Genomic DNA, 13024 nt, shown 5'->3' on the forward strand with positions numbered 1-13024 from the left:
GGACCCTAACATCGTTGCCCGCAGCAGCCCCAACGGCAACGCCCTGGAGGCCTTCCTCACCCAGCCCGGGCTGACGCCGTTCCCGTCGCAGTACTCAAACGTGCTCGACCGCAACCCGTGGAAGGCGCAGATCGAGATGTTCCTCAACCGCAACTCGGTAGGTTCGCCCGCCGAAGGCCGCCCACCAGGAAAGGGCTGGTCGCACCAGCGCTGGAACGAGTTCTACCCGCAGGCCGCGTTCAAGACCGCGCAGGCCGGCGCGCGCATCAACCAGGGCCTGCGTGACCGCAAGCAGCTGCACGGCTACAGCAAGGGTGAGTTCGGCCCCGGCGGCCTGTATTACCAGACCTCGGACATCCCCACCACCCTGGGCACCACCAAGGGCATCGACACACGCTTCCACCCGAAGATGCCGCTGCAGAACCACAAGGCGCTGTGGACCTTCGACGGCACCTTCCCGATCAAGCTGCTGATGGTGCGCTACGGCCAGCCGGTGCTGATGCGCCACTACAACGCGCTGCCGATCGACCCGTCGGCCAACAATGGCTTTGGCCTGCACACCATCTCCACCCACGAACACAACGGCCACTCGCCGGCTGAAAGCGACGGCTTCGCCAACGCCTACTTCTTCCCCGGCCAGTACTACGACTACCGCTGGCCGATCCAGCTGGCCGGCTACGACACCATCAACACCCGCGCCCAGGACCCACGCGCCGCCTTCCCCTGCTCGCCCGGCGAAACCCTGTACGTCAATGACAGCTCACCGGGCCTGAAGACCTGCGAGAACGGCAGCATCAAGATCCGCGGCGACTGGCGCGAAACCATGAGCACCCACTGGTTCCACGACCACATGCTCGATTTCACCGCGCAGAACGTCTACAAGGGCAACGCGGTGATGATGAACTACTACTCGGCCATCGACCGCGGCAACGAAGCCCTGCAGGACGGCGTCAACCTGCGCTTCCCCAGCGGCAGTGCAATGCCCTGGGGCAACCGCGACTACGACGTCAACCTGGTGGTCGCCGACAAGGCCTGGGATGCCAATGGCCAGCTGTGGTTCAACCCGTTCAACACCGACGGCTTCCTCGGTGACCAGATCCTGGTCAACTGGCAGTACCAACCCAAGCTGAAAGTGCGCGCGCGCAGTTATCGCTTCCGCATCCTCAACGGCTCGGTGTCGCGCTACTTCAAGTTCGCCATCGTGCGTGAGGTGGCCGGCAACAGCGGCGAGTTCAAGGGCCCGAGCGGCTCCAACGTGTCGTACAACCGCGTGCCGTTCCACATGATCGGCAATGACGGCAACATCATGGAACACGCCGTGCCGTTCGATGGCAGCATGGACCTCAACGGCGACGGCGACCGCCAGGACAACAACGGCATCCTGCCGCTGCAAGGCATCGCCGAGCGCTACGACATCATCGTCAACTTCGCCAAGAACGGGATCAAGGCCGGCGACAAGCTGTACTTCGTCAACCTGATGGAGCACGAGACCGGCAAGGGCCCGAAACAGCCCATCGCCCTGGCCGACATCCTGTCGGAGAAGTACAAGGCAGTGATCAAGCAGGCCAGTAACGGCCCGGAATGGGACAAGGGCGACCCGGCAGTGGGCAAGTTCCTGCAACTGCTGGTGCAACCCTATAGCGGCCAGGACGTGAGCATGGACCCGGCCCTGTATGAACCGGCCAAGCCCGGCAAGGCCGAAGGCCTGGTGATGATCCCGCTGACCATCAACCCCGGCAACGCCGCCGACCAGACCAAGCTGGCGGCCGCGCGCCACCGCGAGTTCATCTTCGGCCGCTCGGACGGCACCGACAGCGCGCCCTGGACCATCAAGACCGACGGCGGCTTCGGCTTCAGCATGGACCCTCGGCGTATCAATGCCGCCCCGCAACTGGCCAGCGAGGCGACTGACGCCGGCTTCAGCGGCGACGGCACGCTCGAGGTGTGGAAGATCAAGAACGGTGGCAACGGCTGGAGCCACCCGGTGCACGTGCACTTCGAGGAAGGCGTGGTCCTCAGCCGCGACGGCAAGGCGCCGCCGGAATGGGAGAAGTGGGCGCGCAAGGACGTGTACCGCATCGGCCCGGACAAAGACTCGTCCGAGGAAGTGGAAATGGCCATCCGCTTCCGCGAGTTCGCCGGCACCTACATGGAGCACTGCCACAACACCCAGCATGAAGACAGCTCGATGCTGCTGCGCTGGGACATCGAGCACCCTGGACAGTTCCAGCTGATGCCCACGCCGCTGCCCGGCTGGGATGGCGTGCAATACGTCAATTCCGCCGCCCTGCCGACCTTCCGCAAGGCCGACGGCGGTGGCGGTGGCAACGAAGACCCTGCCAACAAGCCGCCGGTGGCGGTGAACGACAGCGCCGCCACCAGTGCCGGCAAGCCGATCGTGCTCAACGTGCTGGCCAACGACACCGACCCCGACGGCAACCTGCCGCTGACGGTCAGCGGCCTGGCCCAGCCCGACTCCGGCATGGGCACGGTGAGCAGCAACGCCACCCAGGTGACCTACACCCCACCGGACACGGTCGCCAGCCCGTTCACCGCCAGCTTCACCTACCTGGCGCGTGATGCCAAAGGCCTGGAGTCGCTGGCCCCGGCCACGGTGAGCATCGCCGTATCGCCCGCCGTGCAGGCCGACACGGTGGCGGTCAGCAGCGCCAGCGTGCAACTGCGCAGCAACAACCGCTGGACCTGGGATATCGCCGGCACCACCACGGTGGCCAGTGGCAACAGCATCCGCGTCACCACCAACACCACCAGCGGCCCGCTCGACCTGGGCCTGGCGACCCTGCCCGCCAGTGGTACCGGGGCACGCTGGAAGCTGTCGGTGACCACCACCGGCAGCGGCCCGGCCTCGCCACCGGCGGTGACCGTGAAGTCGGCGCTGGGGCAGACCGTGACCGCGCCGTTGAGCATCAAGTGAAAGAAAGCCGGGGGCGCGCTGCGCCCCTTTCGCCGGCGAGCCGGCTCCCACACTGCCAACGCTGGCTACAAGACATGCGCCGTGCCTGTGGGAGCCGGCTTGCCGGCGATGGCCTGCATCGCAGGCCCCATCAGATATCCAAGAGGGTAAGACCATGCCCCGCACCTGGCGCCTGCTGCTCCCCCTGCTGATCATCCTCAGCCTGCCCTGCACCTTGCCTACGACCCGCGCCAGCGCCGACCCCGACACCCCCTGGGGTGCCAACTACTTCCCCAACATTCCCCTGCTCACACAGGACGGCAAACCGGTGCGTTTCTTCGATGACCTGATCAAGGACAAGGTGGTCGCCATCAATTTCATCTTCACCGGCTGCGGCGATTCCTGCCCGGTGGAAACCGCGCGCCTGCGCCAGGTGCAGAAGCTGCTGGGCGAGCGCGTCGGCCAGGACATCTTCTTCTACTCGATCAGCATCGACCCCTACAACGACACCCCCAGCACCCTCAAGCGTTACGCCGAAAAGTTCGCCATCGGCCCCGGCTGGACCCTGCTCACCGGCGAAGCCGCCGACATCGAGCAGCTGCGCCGCAGCCTCGGCCTGTACATCGAAGGCCTGGAAAACGGCCGCAGCAAAGACCACAACCTGAGCCTGATCATCGGCAACCAGAGCACCGGCCGCTGGATGAAGGCCTCGCCCTTCGAAAGCCCGTATATCCTCGCCGACCGCCTGGCCAACAGCCTGCACAACTGGAAGACCGCCAGCGTGCAGAACCTCGACTACACCCAGGCACCGGCCATACGCCCGCCCAGTGCCGGCGAGCAACTGTTCCGCACCCGCTGTTCGTCGTGCCACACCGTTGGCGAGGCCGAACGCGGTGCCACAGGCGGGATTGGCCCGGATTTGCTGGGGGTGACCCGCCAGCGCGACGAAGCCTGGCTGAAGCGCTGGCTGATGGTGCCGGACCAGATGCTGGCCGAAAAAGACCCCCTGGCCATGCTGCTGTACCAGCAGTACAACCAGCTGGCGATGCCCAACATGCGCCTGGGCGAAACCGAGGTCGCCGCCCTGCTCGACTACCTCGAGGAGGAGACCCAGCGCCGCCAGGCGCCTACCGCGCAACGTTGACCTGGCCCCTTGACCATCGCGTCGCCCGCGCTCCATGCTCAGCCGCTTCCACCCACGCTCAAGGAATGACTGCATGAAGCTGGAAACCCTCGCCATCCACGCGGGCTTCAGCCCCGACCCGACTACCCGGGCCGTGGCCGTGCCGATCTACCAGACCACCTCGTTCGCCTTCGACGACACCCAACACGGCGCCGACCTGTTCGACCTGAAGGTGGCCGGCAACATCTACTCGCGCATCATGAACCCCACCAACGACGTGCTCGAACAGCGCATGGCCGCCCTCGAAGGCGGGGTCGGCGCGCTGGCCGTGGCCTCGGGCATGGCCGCCATCACCTACGCCATCCAGACCGTCGCCGAGGCCGGCGACAACATCGTCTCGGTGGCCAAGCTGTACGGCGGCACCTACAACCTGCTGGCCCACACCCTGCCGCGCATGGGCATCACCACCCGCTTCGCCGCCCATGACGACATCGCCGCCCTGGAAGCGCTGATCGACGAGCGCACCAAGGCGGTGTTCTGCGAGTCCATCGGCAACCCCGCCGGCAACATCGTCGACATCGCCGCCCTGGCTGCCGCCGCCCACCGCCACGGCGTGCCACTGATCGTCGACAACACCGTGGCCACGCCGATCCTGTGCCGGCCGTTCGAACACGGCGCCGACATCGTGGTGCACTCGCTGACCAAGTACATCGGCGGCCACGGCACCAGCATCGGCGGCATCGTCATCGACTCGGGCAAGTTCCCCTGGGCCGAGCACAAGGCGCGCTTCGCCCTGCTCAACACCCCCGACGCCTCCTACCACGGCGTGACCTACACCGAAGCCTTCGGCCCCGCCGCGTTCATCGGCCGCTGCCGCGTGGTGCCGCTGCGCAACACCGGTGCGGCGCTGTCGCCGTTCAATGCCTTCCTGATCCTGCAAGGCCTGGAAACCCTGGCCCTGCGCATGGAGCGCCACACCGAGAACGCACTCAAGGTTGCCCACTACCTGCAAGGGCACGCGCAAGTGGCGTGGGTGAAATACGCCGGCCTGCCCGACCACCCCGAGCATGCACTGGCCCAGCGCTACACCGGCGGCAAGCCGGCGTCGATCCTGTCGTTCGGCATCCAGGGCGGCCAGGCCGCTGGTGCGCGCTTCATCGACGCGCTGCAGTTGGTAGTGCGCCTGGTGAACATCGGCGATGCCAAGTCGCTGGCCTGCCACCCTGCGTCCACCACCCACCGCCAGCTCAACGACGAAGAGCTGGAAAAGGCCGGCGTGCCGCGGGACATGGTGCGGTTGTCGATCGGCATCGAGCACAGCGATGACATCATTGCCGACCTGGCCCAGGCGCTGGAGGCCAGCCGGGTCTGACAGGCCTGGCTGATTCGCGCCCTACCCAATGGCGACGGTGGGCGAGGACAGCGGCTGATTCGCTTTGCAAAAAATAATGATGGCCAGCTGGCATTACGCTAAAGCTCGACAATACTCGCTCGTCACAGCTGTTCCTTGCCTCCACACCACGAAAAGGACTTTGCGATGAGCCAGAACCAGCCCTTGGATGTCGCCGTCATCGGCGGCGGCGTTTCCGGTACCTACAGCGCCTGGCGCCTGCAGCAAACACACGGCGCCAGCCAGCGCATCCAGTTGTTCGAATACGGCGACCGTATCGGCGGCCGTCTGTTCAGCGTCAAGCTGCCCGGCCTGCCCAACGTGGTCGCCGAGGTTGGCGGCATGCGCTACATGCCCGGTGCCGACGGCCATGTGATGGTCGACACCCTGGTGCAGCACCTGGGCCTGCCGAGCAAGGACTTCCCCATGGGCAACGAGCTGCCCAAGGACGCCCCCATCGGCGCCCAGGACAATCTGTTCTACCTGCGCGGCCAACGCTTCCGTTTCCGCGACTTCGTCGAAGCACCGCACAAGATTCCCTACGACCTGGGCTGGACCGAGCGCGGCTACAACCCCGAAGACCTCCAGGTCAACGTGATGAACAGCATCTATCCCGGCTTCGACAAGTTGAGCCTGGCCGAGCAGATGCAGGTGCAGGTGTTCGGCAAGCCGATCTGGCGCTATGGCTTCTGGGACCTGCTCTACCGCGTGCTGAGCAACGAGGGCTACCAGTTCATGAAGGACGCCGGCGGCTACGAGGCCAACGTCGCCAACGCCAGCGCCGTGACCCAGCTGCCCGCCACCGAATACAGTGACGCCACCGTGTTCCGCACGCTCAAGGATGGTTTCCAGAGCCTGCCACTGACCCTGGCCCAGCGTTTCAGCGAGCAGCCCGGCGGCCTGGTGCCCGCCGACCAGCGCATCCAGATGAACCGCCGCCTGGCCGCCCTGAGCTACAGCGACGACACCGAGTACCCCTACCGCCTGCACCTGCGCCATACCGAGACCGTCAACGGCAAGACCCGCGACCTCGAAGGCGAGGACATCGTCCACGCTCGCCAGGTGATCCTCGCCCTGCCGCGCCGGGCGCTGGAGCTCATCGACTCGCCGCTGTTCGACGACCCATGGCTCAAGGACAACCTCGGCTCGGTGCTGGTGCAGTCGGCGTTCAAGCTGTTCCTGGCCTACGAGCAACCCTGGTGGCGCAACCTGGGCCTGGTGGCCGGGCGCTCGGTCACCGACCTGCCGATCCGCCAGTGCTACTACATGGGCACGGAGTGCGACCAGGCAGGTGGCGAGAACACCTTCAACTCCCTGCTGATGGCCTCCTACAACGACATCGGCACAGTGCCATTCTGGAAGGGCCTGGAAGACGGCCCCGAGTTCATCGGCTACACCCCGCGCAGCCTCGAAGGACGCATCGCCAACGACGCGGTGGTGCCGCGCACGCAGTTCCAGATCAGCGACGAGATGGTGCGTATCGCCCAGCGCCAGGTCACCCAACTGCACGCCCAGGTCGAGCTGCCGGCGCCCTACAGCGCCGTGTACCACGCCTGGGACGCCGACCCGTACGGTGGCGGCTGGCACGAGTGGAAGGCCAACTACCGCCTGGACCTGATCATCCAGAAGATGCGCCACCCGGTTAAGGACCAGCAGGTGTTCATCGTCGGCGAGGCGTACTCCTATGGCCAGGGTTGGGTTGAAGGCGCACTGACCACCGCCGAGTCGGCCCTGCAGGAGTTCTTCGAACTGCCGCGCCCCACCTGGCTGCCGGCCGCCTACCAGCTGCTGCCGACCCCGGCCCCGGAAGAAATCGACTACGCCACCGCGCCCATGCCCGGCCACGCGCCGCAGGTGCTCGAAGACATCACCCAGGCCATCTGCGCGGGGGTCAAGCCATGAGCACCTTCACCGTGGCCGACTACCTGCTCACCCGGCTCAAGGAGCTGGGCCTGGACAAGGTGTTCCAGGTGCCGGGGGACTACTGCTCGAAGTTCATGAGCGCGCTGGATGCCTTCGACGGCATCGACGCCGTGGGTGAAGTCTACGAGATGGGCGCCGCCTACAGCGCCGATGGCTATGCCCGGGTGCACGGGCTGGGCGCCGTGTCGCTGCAGTATGGCGTGGGGACTTTCAGTGCGGTGAACGCCATTGCCGGCGCCTACGTGGAACGCAATCCGGTAGTGGTGATTTCCGCCAGCCCCTCGACCCAGGACCGCAACCAGGCCAACGCCCAGAACGTGCTGTTCCACCACTCCACCGGCAACTTCGAGGCCGACCGCAACGTACTGGAACAGGTGACCGTGGCCTGCGAGATCCTCGCCGACCCGCACCGCGCGCCCTGGCAGATCGACAACGCCCTGATCGCCGCCCTCACCCACCGCCAGCCGATCTACCTGGAGGCCTACCAGGACATCTGGGGCGCCGAGGTCAGCCGCCCCCATGGCCAACTGACCCCAGCGCCGCGCCCGTCCAACCCCCAGGCCCTGCAGACGCTGGTTGACGCCACCGTGCAACGCCTGGCAAACGCCCGCCGGCCCTTGGTGCTGCTGGGCGTGGAAGTGATGCGCTATGGCCTGCAGGATGCCGTGCAACGCCTGATCGACAGCTGTGCCCTGCCCTTCTCCAGCACCCTCGACGCCAAAACCGTGCTCGACGAAAGCCAGGCGCCCTTCATCGGCACCTATGCCGGCCCGGCCTCACGCCCGGAGACCGCCGACTGGGTGAACAGCTGTGACTGCATCGTGGCCATCGGTGTGATCTTCACCGATGACTATCTGGACCTGCTCAATAGCCGCTACGAGCAGATCATCCAGGTGAACTGCGAACTGGCCCGTGCAGGCAGCGACTACTACCCCAACGTGCGCCTGCCCGACTACGTCGACGCGCTGCTCAAGGCCTTGAAAGTGACGGTCCAGGCCCCACTTTGCGATGCGCCGCTCAAGGCCTCGCGGGCGCTGCTGGGCAGTGGCGCCGTACCCGGAACGCTGAGCTACGCAAGCTTTTTCGACAGTTTGGTGAACTTCGCCCACGAGCACCATTGGTGGCAGACCAGCACGCTGATCCTGGGTGAAAGCTCGTCACTGTATGTGGCCAGCAACATCAACGGTATGCCGCGCGGCAGCTTTATCAGCGATGCGATCTGGGGCTCGCTCGGCCACGAGACCGGTTGCGCGCTGGGCGTGGCCCTGGGCAGCGGCCGGCGCCCGGTGGTGGTGGCCGGCGATGGTGGGTTCATGATGGTGAGCCAATCGTTGGCGGCACTTGCGCGCAACAAGGTCAATGCCGTGGTGTTCGTGATGAGCAACCAGGTGTATGCGATCGAGCAGGCGTTCGTCGACCCCGCGGCGTTTACGCCAGAGGGCGCGTTCGCGCCTTTCGATACCCTGCCTACCCTGGACTACCCGGCGCTGGCCACCGGCTTTGGCGCCCAAGGTTATCGGGTGCAGACCGTGGCGCAACTGGAGCAGTTGCTGGAGCAGTTGCTGACGGTCGTGGACCAACCGGTGCTGGTGGAGGTGAAGATCGCCGAGAAGGACTTTGCCGAACAGATAAAGCGCTTGGCTGGGGTGAGCTGATAACGGCATGGGGTTTGGCGCTGCGCCTGGGGACCCAGCGCAGCGCCTTCTGATTCACTTGTGGAACGGGCGGCTTTGCACGCTTGCAGGCCTCCCGCACATGCAAGGCATTGCCTTTTGCTGTAGCGTCGGGAAATCTGCGCGCTGCTGCGCGACCAAGCCCCTGCTTGCCAATACGAATATCCGCGCAATGACCCTCTTCTATCTAAAGCTTGTCGTCACACCTTTGCTCATGTGGGTTGTGTCCCTTGCCTCGCGGCGCTGGGGCGGCCTGCTCGGTGGCTTGCTGTCCGGCCTGCCGATCACCTCGGCGCTGGTGATGACCTTTTTGTGCCTGGAGCAAGGCACGGCGTTCGTCCTGGGCGCGGTGCCCGGCGCCCTCGGCGGCCTGGCGGCGGTGCAGGCCACCTACGCCGTCTACCTGTACATCACCCGCCGTTTCGGCATTGCCTGCGCCGTGCCGCTGGCGCTGCTGTGTTATGGGGCGGCAGCCTACGCCTTCACCCATTGGGGCGGCCTGTACCTGTCGATTGCCGTGGCCCTGCTGTTGATCGCCGTGCTGATCCGCGCCAGTGGCCGCGAGCCCAGGCCCGACAGCCTGGCCCAGCCCCGCCACCGCTATTGGGAAATCCCACTGCGCATGGTGTCCGCCACCGGCCTGCTGATGGTCACCACCAGCCTGGCCAGTTGGCTCGGGCCCGCCGCCAGCGGGATGCTGGCGCCGATCCCGGTGATCGCCTGGCCGTTGGTGGTGTTTGCCCACGTGCAAAGCGGGCGTGCCGGGATGGCGATGATGGTGCGCGGCAATGCGATTGGGGCGGTGGGGGTGATTGCGTTTTACCTGATCGTGGCCGGGTTGCTGGAGCGCATCGGCATTGCGGCGACCATGGGGCTGGCCGTGGTGGTGGCGGTTGTGCTGACCGTGGCGTTGGCGACGGTACTGCGGCGGCGCGGGGCTTGATCCGATAGGGCCGGTTTCGCACAGCAAAAAGCCGCTCCCGGTACTCCGGAAGCGGCTTTGTCGTTCAACTGTCGAGCCTCATTTGTCGCCTTGCTCTTTGTTCAATGGCAGTTGCCCCTCGATCATGACCCTGGCCAGGCCGCTCAAGTAGAAGGTCGCCCGCATCAGCGTCTGCGCCTCGCGCGGCTTGGCCAGTGCCTGCTGGGTAAGCCCGGTGACGCAGCCCAGGATGACTGAAGCCTCCTCCAGTACCTCGCGCATCTGCAGCCCCGGCGTGGCCTGCACCCAGTGGCGCGTTGGCAACTGCTTGCCGCGTTGGGCCAGTGAGATGACGTTCAGTTTTTGCCGCTCCTGCGATTGCTCGTCCTTGTCCATGCGCTAACCCCCTGTCAACGACGGCAACGGCCGCAACCGGCCACCTGCCCAGTGGAAAAAGAGCCCGCCGCGTCTCCCCCTCCAGAGCCTCCGGGCCTCACCGCACGATCCTTGTGCAGTGCGCTGATCTGAAGGCCCGGCCAACCCCGGACGGTGAAACACGACGAGCAGGGCGAGACTAGTCGTGGCCACCACCCACCTCAATGGCTTGGGGCGGGAAAAAGCCCTTTTGGGAAATGGACTACATGAACCACGGAAGAAAAGCTGTAGGACCTGCACAATCAGCCTGCATTGATGTGCGTTTTGAGCCATTGCTCACCCGGCAAGTTGCTTCTCACCCGCCCAGATCTGCCAGTCGAGGGCGGGCTCAGTGGGTCTCGAGGAGCATGGGCGTCAAATGCAGGGATAGATGACGCAGGACGCTATCGACCTTGGGTATCAACTGCCGGCTACGCGGCCAGATGAGGCTCACCGGCAATCCTGGGGTCGCCAGGTGCGGCAGGATTTCCACTAGCTCGCCGCGCTGCAGCTCTTCGCGAATCATCCAGGTGGCCAACTGCGAAATGCCGTAGCCGCCCTTGACCGCCAGCACCTGGGCCTCGCCGCTGCCGACGATGATCCTGCCGTGCATGGTGCGCCGCTCGATCTGGCCGTCGGTGCCGCTGAACATCCAGGGGCTGACACTGCCGTCGGCGCGGCCGTACATTACGCAGTCGTGCTGGTCGAGCGCCTGGCCGTGCTGGATGTGCGGATGCCTGCTCAGGTAATGGGGCGCCGCGCAGAAGATCAGGCGTTCCTGGCCGAGCGACTGGTGCGCCAGCAAGTTCGACAGCTGGTCGACACTGCCAATGCGCACCGCGAGGTCGATGCCTTCCTCGATGACATCGACGAAGCGGTCGGTGAACGAGGCATGCAAGCGCAGCAGTGGGTTGTGCTCGGTGAAGTTCAGCAGCAACGGCAGCACATGTTGCTTGCCGAAGGTCACCGGCAAATCGATGCGTAGCCGCCCGGCCGGCTCCTGACGCTCTGCGGCCAGCACCGTCTCGGCCTCCTCCAGCTCGGCCAGGATGCGCGCGCAGGTGCGGTAGAACGCCTCGCCGGCGTCGGTCAGGGAAAGGCGGCGGGTGGTGCGCTCGAACAGTCGGGTACCCAGGCGCCCTTCTAGCCGGGCGACCCCCTTGCTCACGGCCGAAGTCGAAAGGTTGAGCTGCGCGGCGGCGGTGGTGAAGCTGCCGGCGTCCGCCGTGGTGACGAAAACTTCGATGCCTTTGAGGTGCTCGGTAAGCCTCATTGCTACTCCTGCTGCTACCGCGCCTGAGGTGGGCGCACACGCATCATGCGTTGATTTCGCGGTGGTGGCGGTCAGGTTAACAGTCCGTGCGACAGCTCGGTACCGACCTGGGCAGCGCGCGGCTGCAGGCGCGCGCGATCATTGGCGCAGCGTCCCGACGTGCTCCAGGCCACACTGGGTAGCACGGCGCGCCTGGTACTGGAGCAACAGGCAGATCGCCGCCGCAGCCAGGGCTATCGAGGCGGCGATGTAGCCGATGCCGGCCAGGCCGATACGCTCGATGCCGTAGCCGCCGATGATGGCACCCAGGCCGATACCGGCGTTGGCAGCCGAGACATTCAGCGTGCCCGCCAGGGCCTGGGCATGGCTGGCGGCTTTCATCACACGCACCTGGCACACCGGATACAGCGCGGTGTAGGCAATGCCCCAGATGGCCAGCGCCACGGCCAGGCCGACATGGGAACCTGCCAGGGGAGCGCTCAGGGCCATGCCGGCGGCCAGGATCAGCACGAACACCGCCGTGGCACTCAACGGGTTGCGGTCGACGAAGTGGCCGCCCAGCCAGTTACCGACCAGGCCAATGGCGCCAAAGCCCATCAACCACCAGCCGACCGCCACCGGTGCGATACCGGCCAGGCGCTCGAGTATGTTGGCCAGGTAGGTGTAGGCGGTGAACATGGCGGTGAACACCACCACCGAGAGCAGGATGTGACCGATGAAGCGGCTGTCGCGCAGGATACGCATCTGCTGGCCGATGCTGCTGCGCTCGGGGCGGGCAAGGGTCGGCATATACAGCGCCAACAGCACCAGCATCAGCAGTGACAGCGCTGCCAACCCCCAGAACGCACCGCGCCAACCGATCAGGTTGGCGAACACCGTGCCCAGCGGGATGCCGAACAGTGTGGCCGCTGCGATACCCAGGTAAACCTGGGCCACGGCGCGCCCTGCCCGCTCGGGGCCGACCAGTTGGCTGGCCGTTTCGCTGGCCGTGCCCCAGAACACCGGCAGCAGCAGCGCGGGGATGAACCGGGCCAGGCTCAGCACCCAGATGTTCGGCGCCAAGGCCGCCAGAGCGTTGGCGGTGGCGAAGACCAGCATGATGACCATGAACAGGCGCTTGCGCTCGACATGGGCCAGGGCAGCGGTCAAGGGCGGGCCGAACAGCATGACGGTGAAGGCGAACAGGGTCACCAGCTGGCCGGCGGTGGAAATGGAAATCTCCAGGTCCCGGGCCAGGGCGGGCAGCAAGCCGATGATCAAGAATTCGGTGGTGACAATGACGAAGGCCGCGATGGCCAGCAGCGTGATGGAGAAGCGGCTGTTTAGCGACGCCGGCGCGGACGTGTGGGATAAAGGGGTGTATGGCATGACAATGCGATCCGGACGAGGTAG

Annotated in this window: 9 protein-coding genes; 6 read left to right on the forward strand and 3 right to left on the reverse strand. The window is 65.9% G+C overall.

The window, feature by feature from the left end:
• From L6D77_RS23470 to L6D77_RS23495, 6 genes are all read left to right on the forward strand, one after another.
• On the forward strand, positions 1-2935 hold a 2935-nt coding region (locus L6D77_RS23470), incomplete at its 5' end, for an Ig-like domain-containing protein (RefSeq protein WP_236170176.1).
• Positions 2936-3089: 154 nt separating this feature from the next.
• The gene (locus L6D77_RS23475) at positions 3090-4058 is read left to right on the forward strand and encodes an SCO family protein (protein WP_232885069.1); all 969 of its coding nucleotides are present in this window, start codon (positions 3090-3092) and stop codon (positions 4056-4058) included.
• Positions 4059-4131: 73 nt separating this feature from the next.
• A complete protein-coding gene (locus L6D77_RS23480; RefSeq protein WP_232885070.1) occupies positions 4132-5409 on the forward strand; it encodes a bifunctional O-acetylhomoserine aminocarboxypropyltransferase/cysteine synthase in 1278 nt (425 codons plus the stop codon).
• Between the two features lie 165 nt (positions 5410-5574).
• Positions 5575-7329 carry a flavin monoamine oxidase family protein gene (locus L6D77_RS23485; protein WP_232885071.1) on the forward strand — a complete coding sequence of 585 codons (1755 nt, stop codon included), beginning with the start codon at positions 5575-5577 and terminating at the stop codon, positions 7327-7329.
• The gene (locus tag L6D77_RS23490; protein WP_232885072.1) at positions 7326-9005 is read left to right on the forward strand and encodes an alpha-keto acid decarboxylase family protein; all 1680 of its coding nucleotides are present in this window, start codon (positions 7326-7328) and stop codon (positions 9003-9005) included. The genes L6D77_RS23485 and L6D77_RS23490 overlap by 4 nt, the downstream gene beginning before the upstream one ends.
• 190 nt (positions 9006-9195) lie before the next feature.
• A complete protein-coding gene (locus L6D77_RS23495; protein ID WP_232885073.1) occupies positions 9196-9966 on the forward strand; it encodes a hypothetical protein in 771 nt (256 codons plus the stop codon).
• A gap of 78 nt (positions 9967-10044) precedes the next feature.
• On the opposite strand, the gene L6D77_RS23500 is transcribed toward L6D77_RS23495, so the two are convergent.
• The 3 genes from L6D77_RS23500 to L6D77_RS23510 form a co-directional block, all read right to left on the reverse strand.
• Positions 10045-10341: a DUF3077 domain-containing protein gene (locus L6D77_RS23500; protein WP_232885074.1), complete on the reverse strand. Its 297-nt coding sequence runs from the start codon at positions 10339-10341 to the stop codon at positions 10045-10047.
• 367 nt (positions 10342-10708) lie between these two features.
• Positions 10709-11632 (reverse strand): LysR family transcriptional regulator, encoded by a 924-nt coding sequence (locus tag L6D77_RS23505; protein WP_232885075.1) that lies wholly within the window; start codon positions 11630-11632, stop codon positions 10709-10711.
• Between the two features lie 138 nt (positions 11633-11770).
• Entirely contained in the window at positions 11771-13000 is a 1230-nt protein-coding gene (locus L6D77_RS23510) for an MFS transporter (RefSeq protein WP_232885076.1), read from the reverse strand.
• Positions 13001-13024 lie beyond the last annotated feature (24 nt).

The organism is Pseudomonas parasichuanensis (genome assembly GCF_021601385.1).
GTDB classification, from domain to species: Bacteria; Pseudomonadota; Gammaproteobacteria; order Pseudomonadales; family Pseudomonadaceae; genus Aquipseudomonas; species Aquipseudomonas parasichuanensis.

What these genes read in the sequence shown, in the direction of transcription:
- L6D77_RS23475 (WP_232885069.1), top strand. Translation starts at nt 3,090, where the DNA reads ATGCCCCGCACCTGGCGCCTGCTGCTCCCCCTGCTGATCATCCTCAGC.
- L6D77_RS23480 (WP_232885070.1), top strand. Translation starts at nt 4,132, where the DNA reads ATGAAGCTGGAAACCCTCGCCATCCACGCGGGCTTCAGCCCCGACCCG.
- L6D77_RS23485 (WP_232885071.1), top strand. Translation starts at nt 5,575, where the DNA reads ATGAGCCAGAACCAGCCCTTGGATGTCGCCGTCATCGGCGGCGGCGTT.
- L6D77_RS23490 (WP_232885072.1), top strand. Translation starts at nt 7,326, where the DNA reads ATGAGCACCTTCACCGTGGCCGACTACCTGCTCACCCGGCTCAAGGAG.
- L6D77_RS23495 (WP_232885073.1), top strand. Translation starts at nt 9,196, where the DNA reads ATGACCCTCTTCTATCTAAAGCTTGTCGTCACACCTTTGCTCATGTGG.
- L6D77_RS23500 (WP_232885074.1), bottom strand. Translation starts at nt 10,341, where the DNA reads ATGGACAAGGACGAGCAATCGCAGGAGCGGCAAAAACTGAACGTCATC.
- L6D77_RS23505 (WP_232885075.1), bottom strand. Translation starts at nt 11,632, where the DNA reads ATGAGGCTTACCGAGCACCTCAAAGGCATCGAAGTTTTCGTCACCACG.
- L6D77_RS23510 (WP_232885076.1), bottom strand. Translation starts at nt 13,000, where the DNA reads ATGCCATACACCCCTTTATCCCACACGTCCGCGCCGGCGTCGCTAAAC.